Below are 20,545 nucleotides of genomic sequence, written 5' to 3' on the forward strand. Positions count from 1 at the left end.
TGCCGGGAGTACTCTTTTTGATTCGATCAGGTACTCGTTACGTGCCAGCCTCCAATAATGTTTTACGATATTCCGCTGGCGTGATGCCCTCCATTTTTTTGAACACTTTGCTGAAATACTTTTCGTCCTGGAATCCAACCATCTCCGAGATTTTGGCAACTCGCAGGGAAGGGTTTTGCAATAGCAGCTTGGCGTTATTGATTCGCAGTTTGCCCAAATATTCCGACCAGTTCAGGCCAAATTGCTGTTTGAATTTACGGGAAATATACTCCCGGCTCAGATAGAAACGCGCGGCAATCTGCTGTAAGGACAGGTCCTCCTGATAATGGGCGTCCATATAACGTGCAATCTCACTCATGGGATCAGGATTGGCGTGGTGATGAGCGGTGAGTGCCTTACCGGCCGCAAGCAGCCGTTGTTCCAACAATGAACGAAGCAGGGGGAAGGATAACAGTCCTTCAGCGTCCAAAGGTAACTCGGCAAAGGGAATAGACTGTTCCTCCGTCATTTCTTCCTCATGGAATGACGAACCTGCCGTATCATCAAGCCAGCGGCTCAGCATCCATTCCAGCTCATCGATCCATTGCTGGATCTGCTCAGCACTGACAACCTCAAGATCAGTAATCGGGTCAAGCCACTCGGCGACCGCAGCAGATACACTGGAAGCCCGGCAGCTCATGGCTGCCATACGCAGGGGTTCTTCATGGGCGGTTAAACGCCTCATTTTATTCCCAATTGATGATTCCACTGAGGCATGGATTCGCTGTTTAATTTGCACAACATTACGTCGCCACAACCTTGAACTTGCTTCCAGATAGGCCGCTGAGATTCCGCCAGGGTAAGACTCACAGGTGGAGATGCCAAAATGAAGCCGGCGCTGAATCGTCTGCTCCAATCCCTGATTGACCTTGTCCAGAATATGTTCCAATGAAGTGGATGGACCCCAATGCAGCAGAACAATCTCGTCCGGTTGATCCAACTGACGAAACATTACGCCTTCGTCTGGTGTGGATAACATCTCGGCACAGATATTGAGCACCGAGAACACAAGCAGGTCCGGTTGACTGCGGTATTTTGCCAGACAATCTGCATCCAGATGGGACAGGCTGGTGACAGCGACACTACAGACAGAGATTAGACGGGGGAGATTTAACTCATCCTGCAATCGCTGCATGTGTGATGGGCTGCTGCCTCTTCCGACGGCAAGTTCGGTGAGTAGACGATCCTGGTAGTGTGGGCGCATTCGATTAACAACAATGGATTGCCTGGTGGATTGTATTCGAATGGCGTCTTCCTCTTCCCAAGCTGTAACGGCCTTTAATAGAGATGCATTCAGCTCATCTGCTTCCACAGGTTTCAGGAGGTAGTCCATGCCACCATGCCTGATTGCATGCCTCACAAGTTCAAAATCATCATATCCGCTGATAACCAGCACCTTGCTGTGCGGGGTATGAGCCGATATCCATTCAAGCAATGCCATACCGTCCTTGCCCGGCATACGCATGTCACTGAGTATGATTTGAGGTTGATGTGCCGTGATGGCGGCGATGGCTTCATCCCCGTCTGCTGCTTCAAGTAATGTATCAATGCCAAACTCTTCCCAATGACCAAGCAACCTTATGGCATCGCGGACATGTTTTTCATCATCTACAAGCAGTGCCTTCATGTTGTTCACTCTCCCGCGTATAGTTTAACCGTGATCTTCACACCATTGGGTTCCCGATTGTTGATCTCAAGCCTGGCTGAGTGACCGGGATGTGAGTTCAATTGAAGTCGGCGTATTACATTTCGTAGACCGATGGATTCAGACTCGTCGGATTCTTGTGTGGATAACCCGGTTGTTGTATGACTTTGATGTAGCCATCCGCAGATCTCCAGTAATTTTTCTTCAGGTATGGAGGGACCGTTATTATTCAGTTCTATTTCAATCCAATGATCGTTGATCCGGCGGCTGGATAGGGATATGTGACCTTTGCCAGGCTGAATATCTGCCCCATGTTTGAAGTAGTTCTCAATTAAAGGTTGTAACGTCATTCTTGGCATTTCGACAGACAGTGTATCTTCGGCAAAATCCAAATCCACCTCAAGGCGGTCACCAAACCGCTCCTGCTGCAGTTCCAGATATAATCGGGCATGCTCCGCCTCTTCGCGTAAGGTCACGCAGGTCTGATCCCGCATGCTGTAGCGCAGCATTTTGGACAGGCTAGAGAGTAGTGTATACGCCCGTTGTCCTTGCTGTTGAAGGGCAAGTGTACCGATCGATTGCAGTGTATTATACAGAAAATGCGGATGAATCTGCGCTTGCAACGCTTTGAGCTGATTGGTCTTATTGGCGATTTCCAGTCGATATTCCCGCAAAATCAGGTTATTTACCGTATCCATCATATCCCGGAAATGACGAGCGAGCACCCCAAATTCATCTCGGCTGGATAGATGGATATCCACATGCAGACGCCCGGCTTGAATCTGGTTCATATACCGCATGAGTTGCTTGAGTGGACCGGTGATTCGGATGGAGATGAACAAGGTTGCAACAATGACTAATACAAGTGCCGCAATGGCAATCATCGCGTTATTCCACGTAAGTGTGGTGGCTCTGGCATATAACGTCTCATTTGGGATCTGTTTGACGATGGTCCAATCGGCGTAAGTGCTACCAAGTTGCTGGTATACATACATGGAACGATCCTGTTCAAAATGCCCTGCAACGTTCTGGGCTGTACCTGCGCTAGATCGCGCGATATTCAGTTCACTAGCCGTTTCCTCTCGTAGTGCATCCGTATGATTGACCTCGGAACGTCCTTGGTAAATGATCTGATTCTGACCATCCACCACATAGATCTGTTCCTTAGCCGGATCATACAGCCTGCCACAGATTGCTGCAATGGTATTCATATTCAGATCAATGGCGAGTACACCCAGACGCTCGGTGGACGGAATATCCTTGATCACCCGATGCAGGGTAATGACCGTTCTGGCAGGGTCATCGGGGGAGGCAGCCTTGAATCCGTACGTGTGACTCATGTGGGCCGATTCCACCCAGATATCCGGGCTGTCACCGCCTGTTTTTCCATGAAGCGAGCCGGAATAGGCCTGTTTTCGTTCCTCCCGCTTCGGAAAGGGATTTGTAATTAAGGTGGATTGATTAGCGGCAAAAGAGTGCAAATACAGCTGGAATACATCCGGCACAGCCGCGCGTATTGTCTGCAAAGTGGTGTACACTTCGGCCACCGCACGATAATCTCCAGGAATCTTCGCCAGGTTACGTAGAAAGTTCGGGTCGTTATACACAGCGAGCGACGCTCTGGCCACGTTATCCACATAGTTATTGAGATTGGTGGACGCTTGGTAGATCAGGCGATTGTTCTCTTCAACAGCCTGTTCCCGCAGAGCCGTCTTGGTCTGGATAAACGTCATGCTGATCGACGCGAGTAGCGGAAGGGTGGTAGCAATGAGCATAAAGGCAATCAATTTGGTGCGTATACTGTAGTATTTGGACATCGGAACACCCCTTCTGGTTGCAGGTTTAGAGAGGACAATATTTTACCCCCAACTGTTCACAAGGGTCGGTGTTTCCCTCGGCGATAATGGGGTTTAATAGAAAAAGAGACCAATTTCATCCATCTATAGAAGGGGAGAACGATATGAAGCATCGCAAATCTTCACAGCTGTTACAGCAGCTTGTGTTCGTGGGTCCCTCCATCGTGTTTTTTATTCTCATCATCGTGGTCCCTTTCCTGCTTGGCATGGTGTATTCCTTCACGGATTGGAACGGGGTATCCGAGAACATTAATTGGGTAGGGTTTGACAACTTCGTGCATGTTTTTGCGAATGATCCCAAGTTCCAAACGGCGTTTTGGTTTACGGTGCGCTTCACCGTGGTTGGTGTAGTACTAACCAATGTGATTGGCTTTTTCCTGGCGTATTTTCTGACCAAACCGCTTAAGACGAGAAACATTCTGCGTACGATCTTTTTTATGCCTAACGTGATCGGTGGGTTGTTGCTCGGCTTTATCTGGCAGTTCATATTTGTGAAAGGGTTTTCAGCAGTAGGCGATGTAACCGGCTGGTCCTTCTTCAACCTTCCTTGGCTGGGAGACGAACCAACCGCCTTCTGGGGAATCGTGATTGTGTTTGTATGGCAGACCGCAGGATATCTGATGGTCATCTACATCTCATCTCTGACAAATGTATCCCCTGATCTGCTGGAAGCTGCCGAGATTGATGGCGCAAGTCGCTGGCAGGTACTGCGGAGCATCATTCTTCCGCTCATTATGCCGGGTGTAACGATCTGTCTGTTCCTGGCGATCTCCTGGTCGTTCAAAATGTTCGATCTCAATCTGTCACTGACCAAAGGTGGACCGTTCGGATCAACAGAGTCGGTTGCACTTAATATTTACAATGAAGCCTTTGTGAATAACAGATATGGCATCGGAACCGCCAAAGCGCTCGTGTTCTTCGTAATCGTTGCCATCATCACCATGATTCAGGTACGTCTGACGAAGAGCAAGGAGGTAGAAGCCTAATGGAGACGGCGAAAAATTACCGCTTCAGTACCATTTTAACCGAGATTGTCATGGTACTCCTTGGACTTTTATTCCTGGTTCCGTTTTACTTCCTGTTTGTGAATTCGGTCAAAACCTTCGGTGATCTGCTCACCAATTCGGCTGCATGGCCGGAAGTATTTCAGTGGGGCAACTATGCGAACGCCTGGGAGAAAATTAACTTCCCGTCGGCGCTGATGAACTCGCTTATCGTTACGGTGGTCAGCAATCTGTTGCTTGTGCTGATCAGTTCCATGGCCGCGTACCGAATGGTCCGCAGCGATACCCGGTTCAACCGTATTTTGTTCGGCATGTTCATTGCCGCGATGGTGATTCCGTTCCAGTCTATCATGATTCCACTCGTTACTGTAACCAGTAATCTGGGATTGATCGACAGCCTTGGCGGCCTCATTATCTGTTATCTCGGTTTCGGGGCACCGATGTCTGTCTTCCTGTTCCACGGATTCGTAAAATCCGTCCCACTGGAGATTGAGGAAGCAGCACGGGTGGATGGAAGCTCGGTCTACGGAGTATTCTTCCGGATCGTATTTCCACTCATGAAACCGATGTATGTAACCGTCATCATTCTGAACACACTCTGGATCTGGAATGATTATCTGCTTCCATCGCTGATCCTGCAAAGCTCCAACCTGCGTACGATTCCGATTGCGACCTTTGCACTCTTCGGACAATATACGAAGCAATGGGATCTGGCCTTGCCAGCACTTGTGCTCGGCATCATGCCGATCATTATCTTCTTCCTGCTGATGCAGAAGTACATCATTCAGGGGATTACGGCTGGATCAGTTAAAGGGTGAGTGCGAGGGCAGGGGTCGCTGTGGCGGAGTGCGAGTGCAGGTCGCCGCGGGATCAAGTTGCGCTTTCGGTCGCTGTTGCTCCTCGGTGGCCTGAATGTATTAGGGCAAGGAAGCCACCGAGTATCAAAGGCGAACGCTCCGCTCCTCCATCGCATCCTGATCCCTTTGCTCCCACCTCGCATGGAGGTGTGCAAAGGGAGTCATGCCCGCATAGCTTGGGCATGACTCCTGGGGAAAAGAGCAATAAAGAGAAAAGACCGATAAAGAGAAAAGACCAAGAAAGACGCTTGTAGAGCCAGGAACTTTTTGTACAGAGTGATGGTATGCTCCTTTTTCAAAGCGCTAACGAATCCAGCGCATCTTAATAGGTGGATAATCAAGGAATACAAATTGTAACGAATCTCTGAAACGTTATTCGGTTACAAAACAGCGTCAGAGGCTTAAAATTCGACCAAATCGACGAAATAACGTCGCTGTGATTCGTTATAATGGGAACCTGTGCAAATAGGTGCGAATAACGTGCGCTCGGTTCGTTAGAATGAAAACACGCTTCAAGGGAAGGTTATTCTGTCATCGGAGTGCCAGTGTAAATATTCATTAGTGGAACTGTTATACTGAAACTACTATAGGGAGAGTGTATGTATGAAAAGAATGACCAAGTTGACGTTGCTTATGCTGATTGCTTTTTCGGTAATGCTCGCGGGTTGTGGCAATGGAGACAAGAGTGGCAGTCCGGTCAACACGGATGCTCAAGGTGGTGGCGAGGCTGCTGCTGGAGATAAAACCATTAAAATCTTCCAATTCAAAGTCGAAATTGCAGAAGCGCTCAATCGTCTCAAAGCGGAATATGAATCCTCCCATCCAGGCGTCAAACTGGACATTCAGACTGTAGGTGGCGGCAGTGACTACGGTGCTGCATTAAAAGCCAAGTTTGCCGCTGGCGAACAACCGGACATTTTCAACGTAGGTGGTTATCGTGAGCTGGATACATGGCTTGAATATCTGGAAGATCTGTCTGGAGAATCATGGGCCAAGGATGCACTCGAAGTAGCCAAAGAGCCAATGACCAAAGACGGTAAGCTCTACGGACAGCCGCTCGCGCTGGAGGGTTATGGTTTCATTTATAACAAAGACCTCTTCCAAAAAGCAGGTATTACTGAAATTCCAACGACACTGGAACAATTGGATCAAGCTGCACAGAAACTTCAAGCCGCGGGCATTACGCCTTTCTCGAACGGATATCAGGAGTGGTGGGTGCTGGGCAATCATAACGTAAACGTCGCATTTGCAAATCAGGCAGATCCGGTGAAATTCATCCAGGGACTCAACGAAAGTACGGAGAAAATTCCTGGCAACCAAGTGTTCGCCGACTGGATCAACTTGCTCGACTTAACGCTGAAATACAGCAACAAAAACCCGCTGACAACCGACTACAATACGCAAGTTACGTTGTTTGCGAGTGGAGAAGCGGCGATGATGCAACAAGGGAACTGGACTCAAGTACAGATCGATGGAATCGATCCGGATCTGAATCTGGGTATCCTGCCAATGCCAATTAACAATGAACCTAATGACAAATTATTTGTCGGTGTACCGAACTATTGGGTTGTGAACAAGAACTCTCAAGTGAAACCGGAAGCAAAAGAGTTTTTGGAGTGGCTCGTAACTTCGGATATCGGGAAACAATACATGACGAAAGAATTCAAATTCATTCCGGCGTTCAGTTCCATCACGGCATCCGAAGAGGATCTGGGTGACCTCGCCACAGAGATCATGAAGTATAGCCAGGAAAATAAAACACTCAGCTGGAACTTCAACCGTTTCCCTGAAGGGGTTCCACAAGAGTATGGCAGCACAATTCAGGCTTACGTTGCAGGCAAATCGGATAAAGCCGGATTGCTCGACGCATTGCAACAGAACTGGGATAGTCTGAAAAAATAATCCAGATCATGGACGGTATACTATCTGGTCATATTGATTAAAAAGGATGATCCGACCGAAGCTTCAATTTAGGGTGGTTCTCCACATTAACTAGTATCCACAGGTTACCAAAGAAAAAGTTAGTCTATCGAATATATAAGTCAATTGGAAACAGGTTTGCCAGAAATCTTATTCTGGCAAACCTGTTTTTGTTTTCCGAGGAGCCAATAGCGCTCTCTGAAAAGTTCAAAGTCAGCTATATTCCTGAAATGTGGATAACCCAAAAGCAGTTTAACGATCTAATGACATATTTAACACAGAGTTAATACTATATGTGGATATCCTGTGTGTATAACACTCTAAATGTGGACAAGTATGGAGTAGTTGGAGTGGGAGATCCTCTTTTGTTAACAGAAATACTTGTTTTCATCTTACTAGTACTGTATAGTTCTAAATATGACAAATCAAAAAATGAACACGGGACCCGCCAAATCCAAGAGTACCAATCCGGTGAACCGGACCAAGGCAGTTGAAGTGGCGGCACAATTATTTCTGCGTCAGGGGTACAGCTACGTTAGCATGGATGAAGTCGTGCGAGTGAGTGGGGTATCCAAGTCAAATATTTATTATCATTTTAAAAACAAGGAGGAACTGCTCCAGGCCGTGGTTCAATACTGGATTGCCCAGTATGAGTCGGAGCTGTATCTGCTGCTCAGTCAGCGTGAGCGAGGAGTGGAGGAGCGTATCTACTCGTTTATGGCATTACTGTCGGCAGGTATTGAGGGTCGAAATTACGAAGGGAGCTGTCCTTTTGTTACGTTATATATGCAGACACCGGACAGTGCACCCCAAGTGAAGGAAAGCATATCCAGATTCTTTCGTGAGCTTAGACCTATGGTGGAGAAGTTGTTTCAGCAAGGTTTGGATCGCGGTGAATTTCGCAAAGAGATCGAACCGGGACCGGCTGCGTTGTTGTTTATTGCCGCACTGGAGGGTTCACTAATCCTAGCAGGAACTGCCCGTGATGTTGGGATTATAGAACAATCGGCACGTACGTTTTGTCAGATGCTTCGTTAATCGAAGCTCTTTTTTTGAATGTAACTAGTACTATATAGTACTAAAAGGAGCCGTAACACAATGATTGTACATACTAACCGTGTATCCAATGAAGAAAACACAGCAGCACATTCAACAAACATGAATCAGCTAATGAGTAAGTCTGATATGGAAAGTAACACCATTTTTATGACAGGAAGCACAGGTTTTATCGGCAAAGAAACGGTCAAACAACTCACGCAGGGAGACGCACAATTGCTCTTGCTGGTTCGTTCGGAACAGCGAGCCAGAACTGTGCTGAAGGCTTATGGAGTGAAGGATTTCGACCGGATTACCTTTATTAAAGGTGATTTGTCCATTTCGGGTCTTGGCCTTACTGCACCAGATCGGGAGCGTGCTCTTGAAGCGAATGTGATCATGCATGCGGGAGGAACGATGGACGTCACTTTGGGACGAACAGTAGCCGAGCAGATATTTATGAACGGGGCCAGAGAAGTGGCGCAGCTTGCACAGGAAATCCACCGTACTCATGGATTGAGACACTTTATCCACGTTGTTGGTTATATGAGTCCTTATGGAGAGCGAAATGAACAGGGGAATTATCTACAGGTTGAGCATGTGGATAACAATGAAAGTGCATATGAAGAGATGAAGTTTCATGCCGATCTGCTTATTCGCGAGCATGCAGAACAGCATCACTATCCCTTATCCGTTGTAAATCCGAGCACAGTGGTTGGACCACGTCCCACCGGTGAAACCGAGCAAACGGGTGGGATTGGGCTGCTCATTCAGGCGATTCAGAAAGGACTTATGCCGGTAGTGCCGGGAGGTTCATCCTATTGGTTACCGCTTGTGGAGAATGACATTGTTGCACAGACGCTTGTTTTTCTATCCAGGGAAGCTGCTCCAGTCGGAGGAACTTATCCACTGTTGGCGCGGAAGGAAGACAGTCCCAATATGAAGGAACTGCTGCAACTCTTGGCGCAGCAATTGGACGTACCCAAGCCCAAAGGGGCTGTGCCACTACCATGGATTCAATGGATCATGAAGTTAGGTGGTTCACGCATCAGTGGTGTTCCAGCGGAGTCGGTTGCTTTTATTACCAACAGGTCATTCCCGGTTGAAGAGACGGAGGCTCTGTTCACACGTATGGGGCAATCCTGGCCGGACATCCGGGAACAGCTTCCGCTGGTTACAGCCGATCTAGACTATCGTTTTCGGTATACGCCGTTACCTGAGGATTTTCCGACAGATTATATTCGGTCTCGAAGTGGAAATATGGCTATGCTTGGTTGGGAGGGTGAGGGAGAGCCTTGGATTATTGTACATGGTTTGCTTCAATCTGCGGATGAGATGTTACCGTTAGGAAAACAGCTTAGGGACCGGACGGGGAACCCGGTATGGTTAATCGATCTCGCTGGATTCGGACGGTCCCCGGTGCATCAGGGGGATGAAGCGTTTGAAGGTCAGGTGGATGCACTGCTTACGGCTCTTGGTGAGTTTGAAGGTCCGGTGAAGCTGGTGGGGCATTCGATAGGGGCTGCTATTGCAGCTGAGGCACAGATGCGTAGCGGGCGGACAAACATTCGGTTAGGTTTGCTTCAGCCAGTTGCCAACAATTCGAATCCGAATGTGCTAAGATGGGTCTCCCGTTTGCCAAGAGGGGTGATGCGCTCCCTGCTGCGTGGCAGATCGGAGAAAAGTTGGAATCAAATGTTCAGTTCACATAGCGGCGTAGGCGACAGCAGTGTTATGGCCCATACCATGGGCAAGAGAATACGTTCCAGTCTCCAATCCCCTCGAATTGCGGGAGCGAATGCGGAATTGTTGCGGTGGATCCACTCGGGTCAGAGGAAAGGCGCCAGATCAACGTTGTGGGCGAAAATGGAAAGTCAGCATTATGCCAAGAATTCATTAGTTGTATGGGCCAATCAAGATCGGGAATATCACTATCCCCAGGATATGAACTCACAGGTCAAACGAATAGATGTACCCTATGGACATTACTTTCCGACGACTCAGTATAAGGAAACAGCTGCAATCCTCGCCGAATGGGCCGATACCTTGAGGTGAGTTCAGGTTTGGACATGCAGGAATCCCGTGCCAATTGTCGAAAGGGTCAAGTCGACTCTTGAGAGCTGAACCAAAGACAGGAGAGATGAATGTATGAGCAAGCAACGTGTGGAAATCAGTAAAAATGTGCTAACGGAATGTCTCGGACTGCGCAGCGGAGAGAATCTGGTAGTTGTCGCAGACGATATGAAACGGGATCTGGCTGAATCCATCTATGAGGCAGGCAAAGCACTTGGTGCAGAATCAGTCCTGTTAATCATGGAGGAACGCAGCAGATCCGGCGAAGAGCCACCTGCGCCAATTGCAGAGGCCATGATTCGAGCAGATGTAGCCGTGTGTGTAACAAAATATTCAGTAACACATACCCAAGCACGCAAAAAAGCCGCTGCTTCAGGGACCCGAGTGGCAACCATGCCTGGCATGACAGAGGATATGTTTATGAACGGAGCCATTACAGCTGAATATTCGCAAGTAAAGGCGTTGACCGAGAAGGTAACGGCTCTATTAACCGCAGGTCGCCATGTGCGAATAGAGAAGCAGGGCCATAGTCTTTCCTTTTCCATTGAAGATCGTAACGGTGTACCAAGCACAGGTATGTATTTGAACCCTGGTGAATCGGGCAACTTGCCGTCAGGAGAAGCTTATATTGCTCCCGTTGAGGGCAAGGGCGAGGGCAGTATTGTTGTAGATGGTTCCGTTGCTGGAATTGGGGCACTCCGTGAACCGATGCTATTGACCGTTAGTGAAGGACGGTTGGTGTCAGCTGAAGGACCTGATGGGGCTCAATTACTGGAAACGCTGGGTGAGGGGGATGGTCGTTTTCTCGGCGAATTCGGGATCGGTACCAATAACAAGGCACGAATCACGGGTGTGGTGCTGGAAGATGAGAAGGTGTACGGCACAATTCATGTGGCCTTTGGCAGCAATAACACATTTGGTGGAACGATTGCCGCAGGTGTTCATATTGATGCAGTTGTACAAAAGCCGGACGTGTACATCGATGACAAGCTGATCATGCGTCAGGGTGAATTGGTCGAATAACTACAGCGAAGGAAATTGGGCATGTCCACAACGTGTCCACAGTAATGGATAACTGAAGCGGAAATTCGGATTTTACGTCAGATTTACAAACAAATACACAACATGTCCACATTAAATTAATGAATATCCACATGAAATGCCAAAGATATCCACAGCATGTGTGCAATATGTGCACAACTTATCCACAAATCAGGTATAACTCGTGTTTTCATCCGATAAAACAGTCGTTTTGGAGTAATGAAACAAGTTATCCACAGGAATAACGCTTTTTTGTTCCAAGTATTTGAAAACATAGAAACAGATCCATAATATATGGGGATAAAAAAGACCAAAAATCGGCATAAAGCGGATCTTTGGTCTTTTTTTTGAATATAATTTTTCAATCCGATGTCAGGTTACTTACGCTCAATATTAAAACGACTAACTTCCACCACCCTCCACAGCAGGGCAAATGAACAGAGCGGAGACAGCAACCGTAATGCAACGTCTGTTGAAGTTAGCAAAATTGATCTGAAGCCTAAACATTTGGTCAAAAATAACCGATACACCAAAGTAACATCTAATGGGACGAAAGTAGTCTGATTATACGGAATGAGAGGATATGGGGATAACTATGGACGAGGGAATGCAATATATTAATTTTTCGGTAGGAGACCAGATCTTTGCACTACGAATTGATGAAGTTCATGAGATCATCAGAATGGTACAGGTAACAACAGTTCCATTTGGAAGCCCGGAGATCCGAGGTTTTGCTTCGCTGTACGGTAAGGTCGTTTCGGTGGTGAGTCTTCGTGTATTGTTAGGCATGCCAGACCAGGAGGATACCACTTCTACACGTATTATTGTGGTGCCTTACAAAGGTGGATTTGTACCGCTGATCGTAGATATGGTCGATTCTGTCGTAAGTTATGATCGTTTCGAGGAACCAGCTGAGGAACACCGCCGTTTCATGCTTGGCGTTTTTGACAAGATCGGGTTCTGTGAAGATCATCGTGCAGGTATTTTGAACCTGGATGTATTGCTGGGCAGCTTGATCAGATCATAGGAGTATAACAATCCGTAATTCTTTCAATATTCAGTATTATCCTTCGGTTTACCCAAATGTTCCTCATCCGCTTTTAGGGTGAAGGGACATTTTTTTGTGCCGCTAGGGCGTTTTGAGACACCCCTTAACCATCGAAATAACCACTTTTTATGGGCAAAGGTTTTTAAATCCGGTCATTTTCGTATATGATGGAGAGTAACAATGCGAAGGGATGACGGGAGACTTTAATGATGCAATCGCTGTATGGAGTATGGCTTGGTGACGTATTTTTTTGTTTTTCCGGTGAAACATCGGAACCACGTGTGGATGCATGGAGCCACGTGGTAAGAAGGTTGAATTTTGGCGACGGGGGTCGTCTGTTTCAGCCTGCCGCTCTGCGTCTTGCGGAGCTGCGCTGGCCGAATCCGCTAAGGAACACGGCTGAAGCGAAGAACACGAAGCGGCGTCAACTGCTGGGACGCACATTGGAAGGATTGGCAGTCTCGCCTAAGGATGCCTTCAGGCTGCTGCTGCAATGGGATGACCGTTTGTTAAATGCAGCCGGAATTCAGGTTGGAGAAGAGATGCGTTACTGGATCAAGGCGGCGCAGTTCACACAGGAGCTGCTGTTGCGGGGAGCAATTGCTCCATCGGCTGAATTCGCAGCAAAGACCGGAGCACGGCGACGGACCGGACAAGAGACATTAACAGGTGTATGGCGGCCACGCTTGCAGCAGGAGGAGGACATCGAACGCTTCCGCGATCTTGCTGAAGCGATGCCTCCGATTGGATTGGCTGCTCCTGGAGCTTATGCTTCATTGGAACCGGAAACGCGTGAAGAAGCAGGGGCTGCGGTATTATTTTCATTCATGAGTGGCATGATTCATGCTGTGGTGACAAGTGAACTGGAGGGCATGGACAGTGAACTGTCCCGTTACCGCACCCCATATCGACGCGGATCTTCGCCAGTAGCCGAACTCTGGTGGAACAGTCTGATCTCGATGTTCCGTCCTGTGACGGTGCAAGGGCCGACGGACGATATGACAGCGTTTATTCATACGTTGCAAGAAGTTGGTGGAACGTCAATGCCAATCGTGGGAGCAGAAGAGATGGCACCTGCTGAAGGCCAATTGAAGCTGGTGCTCCGCTTGGAGCCGCCGCTGGGCGAACATGAAACGATCTGGGGGATCAGCTTTTGGGCGGACAGTGAGCAGGAACCAAGCTTGAGGTTGCCTGCACGGACGATCTGGGCACATCCAGAGCGAGATCTGGACCGAGGGAAGGTGTTGTATACCTCGGCGGCAGAGCAATTATTGATGGCACTCGGGCAAGCAGCAGAAATGGCACCTGAACTGGAGACGGCGCTGCTTACCGCTCGTCCGGAGGAAATTAAGCTGGAGCAGCAGGGTTTCTTTGAGTTTCTCACGCATGCGGTTCCACGTTTGCAGAAGGCCGGGATAACCGTTCTCATGCCTTCAAGGTGGAGTCGAGCCGGGAAACGTCGTGCGGGACTGCGTCTGCAGATGTTGAATCGGGGAACAGAGCGGTTGCCTGGAGCCACATCGGCATTGGGCATGGAACAATTGGTTGCTTTCAAAGCGGAGCCTATGCTAGATGGTAAACCGGTCACGGCGGAGGAACTGGCAGCATTGGCTGAATCCACAGTTCCGTATGTCATGTTCCGTGGTGAATGGATTGAAGTGGATACAAAAGAGATTCGCCAAGTCCTGCGTTATATGAAAAAAGAAGAAGAACAATATATGCCTCTCTCCGAATGGCTGCATCTGGCAGCGGATGAAGGGGAGGATTCCGCATGGAAGGGCCTTTCCGTCTTTGGTGCCGAATCTGATGGGATGCTTGCTTTCCTGCTCGATGGACAGGTGCTTCGCAGCATTGAGCCTCGTCAGGTTCCGGCAGAATTGCATGGTGAACTCAGACCTTATCAGGAACGAGGTTACCAATGGTTATCCGCGATGCGTGAGTTGGGCTTTGGCGTATGTCTCGCGGACGATATGGGACTTGGGAAGACGATTCAGGTAATTACCTGTCTGCTGGACCACAAACACGAGGAACGCCAGGCGGCTGAAGAGGAAGCTCGTGAGAATGAGCTGCTGAATGGATCAGATGATTCTTTCCCGGCGGATCAGCACACGAATGAGCGGCCTGTTCATCTGCCTGCACTTATTGTGTGTCCTACCTCGCTGCTTGGAAACTGGCAGCGTGAGCTGAAGCGGTTTGCCCCGGATCTGTCGCTATATATTCATCATGGCGGACAACGGCTGCACGGGAACGAATTCCAGGCAGAAGCGCAGACGCATGACATTGTACTGACGACCTATCATCTGGCAGGCAGAGATGGCCCGGATCTGGCTTCGTTGCACTGGTCCACCATTGTGCTGGATGAGGCACAATATATTAAGAACTACCGTACCAAACAAGCGCAAAGCGTAATGCGCCTGTCTACACTTCATCGTATTGCGATGACGGGAACGCCTGTAGAGAACCGGCTCAGCGAACTTTGGTCGATTTTCCAGTTTCTCAATCCGGGGTATCTGGGCACAGCTTCATCGTTCCGCCAGCGGTATACAGGACTGGGGCCATCCGAGGAAAATGCAGCATCCTTGCGTGAGCTTCATCGACTGGTATCTCCATTCATGCTGCGCAGGCTGAAAAGCGATCCGGATATTCGAAAGGATCTGCCAGAGAAGCTTGAACTGAAATCCTATTGTTCCCTGACGCCGGAGCAGACGGTGTTGTACCAGCGTGTGGTGGATGATCTGATGGGTGGTCTGGACGGCAGAAATGGCATTGCCCGCAAGGGAATTGTTCTGTCCTCTCTGACCAAGCTCAAGCAGATCTGCGATCATCCGGTGCTGGCGGACAGCAATCGGAAAGACCACGGCAAGGCTGAGGCATCCGGTAAGATGGAACGTTTGCTTGAACTGCTGGACGCCATCCGTGATAACGGGGAATCTGCCTTGATTTTCACGCAGTATGTTGCTATGGGAGATCTGCTGGTATCGAGGTTGAAACAGCGATATGAGGAAGAACCTTATTTCCTGCATGGTGGTGTATCGAAGGCGCAAAGAGATGATATGGTGGAGACTTTCCAAAAAGGAGAGGGGCCATCCATGTTTGTTCTATCTCTTCGTGCCGGAGGTGTGGGTCTGAATCTGACACGGGCGAGTCATGTTGTTCACTATGATCGGTGGTGGAATCCCGCGGTTGAGAACCAGGCGACGGACCGTGTATTCCGAATCGGGCAGAATCGCAATGTGCAGGTTCACAAGTTGATCTGTCAGGGAACACTGGAGGAACGGATTGATGAGCTGATCGAAAGCAAGAAGGCACTCTCCGAGCAGGTCGTTGGTTCGGGTGAGAATTGGCTGACCGAGATGTCGGATGATGAGCTGCGTGGCCTGATTTCTCTTCAGGGTGAGACGTGGCTGTGACCTTGAACATTCAGGGGAATATAGATGTGGAGAAAGGGGGATTATTGTGAGCGAAAAATGGAAGATCGAGCTGCATATGTCCCCCGGTGGATGGACAGCAGAAGTAAATACAGCAGCGGATGCGGACCAGGAAGTTTCCGTTTCCGCTTCCGCTGCTGAGGGCAAGACCGGATCGGCCGCAGGCATGTTCACGGTCACGGGAACGCCCGCGCGTCTGAGCGAAGCCCAGCGCGAGGCTGTACTGGCTCAGTTGCGCAAGCGCCCGCTGACGCTGTACGCCCTGCTGCGCGGCGGCCCGGCGTCCGAGGAGCTCGCCGGGCTGCTGCCGGCTACGCAAGCGCCCGATGGCTCGCCAGGCGCAGCAACGGCCAGCGCGGCCGTGGCATGCACCTGCGGCCGCCCGGGCTGCGCGCATGCCGCGGCCGCTGAGCGCGCCGTAGCTGCGCGCCTCGCGGCCGAGCCGCTGATGCAGCTGGCGTACGCCGGCCTGCCGCGCGAAGCGCTGCTCGCCGGCGTGCTGGGGGCATGGGCGGAGGAACTCGCCCATGATCCCAGCGGCCCCGGCCGCGCAGCGGAACGGCTGGCCGCCCGCAAGTGCGGGGCGGCGAAGGCGGCGCTGCCGTCGGCGAGTGGATCGCCGAGGCCGCCGCGGACGGCGCCATGCACCAGCCGGGGCCGGGCTTTGGCGCCGTTGAGGTGCGCCTCGCGCAGCCGGGCAAGCCGCCGGCCTTGCCGGAGCTGACGGCGCTGATGCCGGGCGTGCCGGCCACCGCAGGGCTGGATTTGATCCGCGAGCGTGTAGCCGCGCGGATGTGGCAGGCTGTCCAGAAGAAGACGGACAGCCCGGCAACCAAATGATGCACCCATCAGAGCGGGGGAGATCTCAGATCACCCCTGCTTGTTTTTATTGCAGCATGTTGCATTATTTGATTTAATTCATTTCCCGGTACAAGATGAATTTTGTCTTTATCCAACAATGCTAATGCTCATTAATAAAGTGCATCTCGGTATAATCACTTTTTTGCATATTGGATATATGAAGGTATATTCCCATTTCAATTCTATTGTGTACAGCACGGGGATGTTGCTCTAAAAGTCCAAAAAACGATCATACAGGCTGTACAGCCCGTATATGTTCATTCGGATCTCTTCTAAAGGAGGTCTTTACCGGTGGAGCTTCGCTCCCAATTAAGGTATACTGTCGCAGGGAACATTGCACGCTGAGAACTATATAACATTTATATTATTGCGATAGGAGTTTTTACATGAAATCAACTACAGGAAGACAGCGCCGCATGGTGGTTATGCTGTCCTCATTGATGATATGCGGAGCATTGCTTGCCGCGTGCCAGAACGGTTCAGGCACAGAGGAAAGCCAGAATCCGAATGGAACAGGTAACACACAACAGGAGACGGACGGCACAACGGTTCATTTTACGGAGGATAAAGGAACGGATGGCGACAATGCTGGCGGGGATGACACATCATCTTCTGGCAACAGCGGTGAAGGCACGGATAGCGAGTCTGGGAATGCTTCAGCGGGCGGAGAGCAGGGCTCTTCGGACAATGGTAACGGGGCGACAGCGGAAGACCCATTGCTGGAGAAACGCAGTATCAGCGCACTGCAAACGACGATTGATGCACAATCCGTGGTGACCAATGCCGAGTCTATGACCGTCATTGTCAACAAGCAACGGAGTCTGCCCGACGGGTACGAGCCGGACGATCTGGTAGAGCCGAATGTACCTTTCTCCTTCGACGAACCACACGAGAAGCGGCATATGCGCAAGGAAGCTGCGGAGGCTCTGGAGAAGTTGTTTGCAGGTGCAAAAGCGGATGGCATTGAGCTTCGTGCGGTGTCCGGTTATCGTTCATATCAGCGTCAGGTATCCATCTATAACAATAATGTCAAAACCAAAGGTCAAGAATACACAGATCGTGTGAGTTCTGTGCCAGGCCGAAGCGAACATCAGACGGGTCTTGCCATCGATGTATCGAGTCCGAGTGTGGGCAATGTGCTGGAAGAGGTATTTGGCACATCGAAGGAAGGCCAGTGGTTGGCTGAACATGCTGCAGAATACGGATTTGTCATCCGTTATCTGCAAGGTGAAGAAGATACCACAGGTTACGTCTATGAGCCTTGGCATATCCGGTACATCGGTACAGATTTGGCACCGGATGTGGCGAAGAGTGGGTTAACTCTGGAAGAATACTTCGATGAGGCTAATATCAAGTTGTAATTTGGATGTTTCATCCTTAAAGAAAAAGACAAGATACTAATTCTCATAAATCTCCGAATGAAGCGTCCTTGATCTAACCAATGGGCAGTCATTCAGGGGATTTTTTTCTGTGCAAAAATGTTAATGGAGTTAAGATAGAATTAAACTTGATTCCATTGTCTGAGATGATGGGGGACTGATATAATTCATGTTTAATCTGAAGAGACAAATACAACCAAAGCGAGGGACGAGAGAATGAGCAGACAGCAGGTTTTTACCGGCTCCCCATGGGAACCGTTGGTGGGATATTGCCGTGCCATCCGTGTAGGGAACCGAATTGAAGTGGCGGGTACAACCGCGATGCAAGATGGTGTAGTTGTTGGGGCAGGTGATCCGTATGCACAGACAAGGTTCGTTTTGCAGACGATCGAGAATGCACTGAAAGAACTGGGGGCTGACATGTCGCATGTGGTGAGAACCCGGATGTTTGTGACCGATATCTCCAGATGGGAGGAAGTTGGCAAGGCACACGGTGAATTTTTTGGACAGATCCAGCCTGTAGCCACCATGGTTGAAGTTAGCGCACTCATTGATCCCTTGTTGATGGTTGAGATTGAAGTGGAAGCGATCGTTGAAGATGAAACCCAAGTCGATTGATTCTGAACGTTATCCAGAAGATATCTAAGGAACACAGGACGTCTTATTTGGCCATCAGGTCCTCTTGCTAAAATGTAAAGAACTTCAGACACGTTATTTCCCAAATTTCTCTGATAAAAATGCTATAAACAGCTATTTATTCAAACATAGCGTGCCTGAGATTCCTTAGATTTCGGCGGGTGCTTCAAATCCTTGAATAAGACGCCTCAGATTCTTTAGCGTTAACGCCGCTTGCTCTTACATTCAGTATGCAACGTATTTCCTATGCAACGTATTTCGTATGCAGCGCACATCGCACGGGTCTGCTCGGGACAAGTTTCAGATACCCTTCAGTTTGAAGCAGTTTGTAGACACACTCTAAAAAAACCAAAACCAAAACCAGAACCAAAACCAAAACCAAAACCAAAACCAAAACCAAAAAATAACCTTATCTGCCTGTCAGAAGACAGGCGGATAAGGTTATTTTGATTAGGCTAGCCGTATAGCTGCTGACTGGTCATCATGATGCGTTACACGCATCACAACACATGCCAGAAGATACATGCGGTTTGCATTATTCGGCGTAAGCATAAGCTTAGCCCGCGCTTTTCACTAACCGTATTATTTCGCTTCCAGTTCTGCTGCAGGTGTTTCAACAACCACTTTCCAAGCTGTTCCGATTGGAGGCAGGCTACGCGTCAACATAGGGCTGTAGAACCCAATGACTTTAGCGCCTTTGGTGAGTTCTTCAGCTTTCACCGTTTCACCTTCGTGGTTCACGATCAGCGTGTCTTTAGCAATGTTCAGCACGACATGGTCAGGAGCTGTTTCTGTTAACCGTGTACCTGTAATCTCAATCTGTGAGATGCTGCCTTCAGCTGTTGTTACATTTTCAATCGTACCAGCTGTCCCCAGAACGTCTTTCAATTGTGATTCCGCAGCGTCATCCAGCACAGTGACTGTATAGGTCGGCGTTTGTGGTGGCAGGCTGCGGGTGGTGATCAGGGAATGCTCAGCTTCCACGTTCATGCCAATGGCCAGATCAGTCAGTGCAATCTCTTTCCCCTCAACTGAGATGAATTTTGTCTCATCGCTCAGATTGAGCACAATACCATCCGTACCTGCACCGCCAATCTGGATGGACTTATATTTATCTTGGTTCGAGATTCTGGTAATTACACCACGTTCAGTAACCGTCTTCACGTCCTCTTCACTGGAGATAGTCACTTGATTCCCCGTTGTGTTCACTTGTCCATGCAGTGCTTTCTCAGCAAAAGAAACCGGTACATACAATTTGCCGCCTGTGATTTCGGGCGCTGTACCCAGCGTGAGTGACATTTTATTCACAGAATATTGGTCCTTGCCTGTAATTACCTGTGTCCAGAGAGCACCACGAGTCAGCTCTGCAGTTTTAGTTTCTTTATTCCATTCCAGTTCAATACCCAGTGCGTCGGTAAGATCACGCAGCGGGATCATGGCTACTTTGCCATCTTTGTTCCAATAACCATCAGAGATGGCTGCACCATTCACGGATACGTTTACTACACTCGCTGCGTTACTATCTGCTGAAACGGATGTTTGATGGACTGGTTTTGTGTTGTCCAGTGTTGCTGCATAAGCGGCTCCACCACCCAATGCCATGGATAGGGCCATCAGTGCACTTACTTTTTTCATGTTGTTGTTCATCAATATTCATCCCTTCTAATCTGTGTACTGACGCGGTAAAATCTTCCTTAGGGCCGCGCTTCAAGTTAATAGACGG

14 protein-coding genes are annotated in these 20,545 nt (G+C 49.3%); 11 read left to right on the forward strand and 3 right to left on the reverse strand.

Features of this window, described 5'->3' with window-relative positions:
- Nucleotides 1-37: 37 nt before the first annotated feature.
- Nucleotides 38-1,666: a response regulator gene (locus MHH25_RS02965; protein WP_340019106.1), complete on the reverse strand. Its 1,629-nt coding sequence runs from the start codon at nt 1,664-1,666 to the stop codon at nt 38-40.
- Between the two features lie 5 nt (nt 1,667-1,671).
- Nucleotides 1,672-3,501, reverse strand: coding sequence for a sensor histidine kinase (locus MHH25_RS02970; RefSeq protein ID WP_340019108.1), 1,830 nt, complete (start codon nt 3,499-3,501; stop codon nt 1,672-1,674).
- Nucleotides 3,502-3,644: 143 nt separating this feature from the next.
- Here MHH25_RS02970 and MHH25_RS02975 point away from each other — a divergent pair, with 143 nt between their 5' ends.
- The 11 genes from MHH25_RS02975 (at nt 3,645) to MHH25_RS03025 (ending at nt 18,804) form a co-directional block, all read left to right on the forward strand.
- Nucleotides 3,645-4,526 (forward strand): sugar ABC transporter permease, encoded by an 882-nt coding sequence (locus MHH25_RS02975; RefSeq protein WP_036607341.1) that lies wholly within the window; start codon nt 3,645-3,647, stop codon nt 4,524-4,526.
- Nucleotides 4,526-5,362: a carbohydrate ABC transporter permease gene (locus MHH25_RS02980; protein ID WP_340019109.1), complete on the forward strand. Its 837-nt coding sequence runs from the start codon at nt 4,526-4,528 to the stop codon at nt 5,360-5,362. Before MHH25_RS02975 ends, MHH25_RS02980 begins: the two co-directional genes overlap by 1 nt.
- Nucleotides 5,363-6,004: 642 nt before the next feature.
- Nucleotides 6,005-7,303 carry an ABC transporter substrate-binding protein gene (locus MHH25_RS02985; protein WP_036607334.1) on the forward strand — a complete coding sequence of 433 codons (1,299 nt, stop codon included), beginning with the start codon at nt 6,005-6,007 and terminating at the stop codon, nt 7,301-7,303.
- A gap of 489 nt (nt 7,304-7,792) precedes the next feature.
- Nucleotides 7,793-8,359 carry a TetR/AcrR family transcriptional regulator gene (locus tag MHH25_RS02990; RefSeq protein ID WP_036607516.1) on the forward strand — a complete coding sequence of 189 codons (567 nt, stop codon included), beginning with the start codon at nt 7,793-7,795 and terminating at the stop codon, nt 8,357-8,359.
- A 60-nt stretch (nt 8,360-8,419) separates the two neighbouring features.
- Entirely contained in the window at nt 8,420-10,411 is a 1,992-nt protein-coding gene (locus tag MHH25_RS02995) for an alpha/beta fold hydrolase (RefSeq protein WP_340019111.1), read from the forward strand.
- Nucleotides 10,412-10,504: 93 nt separating this feature from the next.
- Nucleotides 10,505-11,452 carry an aminopeptidase gene (locus tag MHH25_RS03000; protein ID WP_340019113.1) on the forward strand — a complete coding sequence of 316 codons (948 nt, stop codon included), beginning with the start codon at nt 10,505-10,507 and terminating at the stop codon, nt 11,450-11,452.
- Nucleotides 11,453-12,065: 613 nt separating this feature from the next.
- Nucleotides 12,066-12,497, forward strand: a complete 432-nt coding sequence (locus MHH25_RS03005; protein WP_062837311.1) for a chemotaxis protein CheW — start codon at nt 12,066-12,068, stop codon at nt 12,495-12,497.
- A gap of 227 nt (nt 12,498-12,724) precedes the next feature.
- On the forward strand, nt 12,725-15,928 hold the full coding sequence (locus MHH25_RS03010) for a DEAD/DEAH box helicase (protein WP_340019115.1): 3,204 nt from the start codon (nt 12,725-12,727) through the stop codon (nt 15,926-15,928).
- A gap of 46 nt (nt 15,929-15,974) precedes the next feature.
- Nucleotides 15,975-16,670 carry a hypothetical protein gene (locus MHH25_RS03015; protein WP_340019117.1) on the forward strand — a complete coding sequence of 232 codons (696 nt, stop codon included), beginning with the start codon at nt 15,975-15,977 and terminating at the stop codon, nt 16,668-16,670.
- A 523-nt stretch (nt 16,671-17,193) separates the two neighbouring features.
- Complete coding sequence (locus tag MHH25_RS03020; protein WP_340019118.1) at nt 17,194-18,168, forward strand: M15 family metallopeptidase; 975 nt, start codon at nt 17,194-17,196, stop codon at nt 18,166-18,168.
- 234 nt (nt 18,169-18,402) lie between these two features.
- Nucleotides 18,403-18,804: a RidA family protein gene (locus MHH25_RS03025; RefSeq protein WP_340019120.1), complete on the forward strand. Its 402-nt coding sequence runs from the start codon at nt 18,403-18,405 to the stop codon at nt 18,802-18,804.
- Between the two features lie 600 nt (nt 18,805-19,404).
- Here the strand turns inward: MHH25_RS03025 and MHH25_RS03030 are convergent.
- The gene (locus MHH25_RS03030) at nt 19,405-20,469 is read right to left on the reverse strand and encodes a copper amine oxidase N-terminal domain-containing protein (protein ID WP_340019122.1); all 1,065 of its coding nucleotides are present in this window, start codon (nt 20,467-20,469) and stop codon (nt 19,405-19,407) included.
- Between the last annotated feature and the right edge of the window lie 76 nt (nt 20,470-20,545).

This window comes from Paenibacillus sp. FSL H3-0457 (assembly GCF_037981725.1).
In the GTDB taxonomy this organism is placed as follows: Bacteria; Bacillota; Bacilli; order Paenibacillales; family Paenibacillaceae; genus Paenibacillus; species Paenibacillus amylolyticus.

What these genes read in the sequence shown, in the direction of transcription:
- MHH25_RS02965 (WP_340019106.1), bottom strand. Translation starts at nt 1,666, where the DNA reads ATGAAGGCACTGCTTGTAGATGATGAAAAACATGTCCGCGATGCCATA.
- MHH25_RS02970 (WP_340019108.1), bottom strand. Translation starts at nt 3,501, where the DNA reads ATGTCCAAATACTACAGTATACGCACCAAATTGATTGCCTTTATGCTC.
- MHH25_RS02975 (WP_036607341.1), top strand. Translation starts at nt 3,645, where the DNA reads ATGAAGCATCGCAAATCTTCACAGCTGTTACAGCAGCTTGTGTTCGTG.
- MHH25_RS02980 (WP_340019109.1), top strand. Translation starts at nt 4,526, where the DNA reads ATGGAGACGGCGAAAAATTACCGCTTCAGTACCATTTTAACCGAGATT.
- MHH25_RS02985 (WP_036607334.1), top strand. Translation starts at nt 6,005, where the DNA reads ATGAAAAGAATGACCAAGTTGACGTTGCTTATGCTGATTGCTTTTTCG.
- MHH25_RS02995 (WP_340019111.1), top strand. Translation starts at nt 8,420, where the DNA reads ATGATTGTACATACTAACCGTGTATCCAATGAAGAAAACACAGCAGCA.
- MHH25_RS03000 (WP_340019113.1), top strand. Translation starts at nt 10,505, where the DNA reads ATGAGCAAGCAACGTGTGGAAATCAGTAAAAATGTGCTAACGGAATGT.
- MHH25_RS03005 (WP_062837311.1), top strand. Translation starts at nt 12,066, where the DNA reads ATGGACGAGGGAATGCAATATATTAATTTTTCGGTAGGAGACCAGATC.
- MHH25_RS03010 (WP_340019115.1), top strand. Translation starts at nt 12,725, where the DNA reads ATGATGCAATCGCTGTATGGAGTATGGCTTGGTGACGTATTTTTTTGT.
- MHH25_RS03020 (WP_340019118.1), top strand. Translation starts at nt 17,194, where the DNA reads ATGAAATCAACTACAGGAAGACAGCGCCGCATGGTGGTTATGCTGTCC.
- MHH25_RS03025 (WP_340019120.1), top strand. Translation starts at nt 18,403, where the DNA reads ATGAGCAGACAGCAGGTTTTTACCGGCTCCCCATGGGAACCGTTGGTG.
- MHH25_RS03030 (WP_340019122.1), bottom strand. Translation starts at nt 20,469, where the DNA reads ATGAACAACAACATGAAAAAAGTAAGTGCACTGATGGCCCTATCCATG.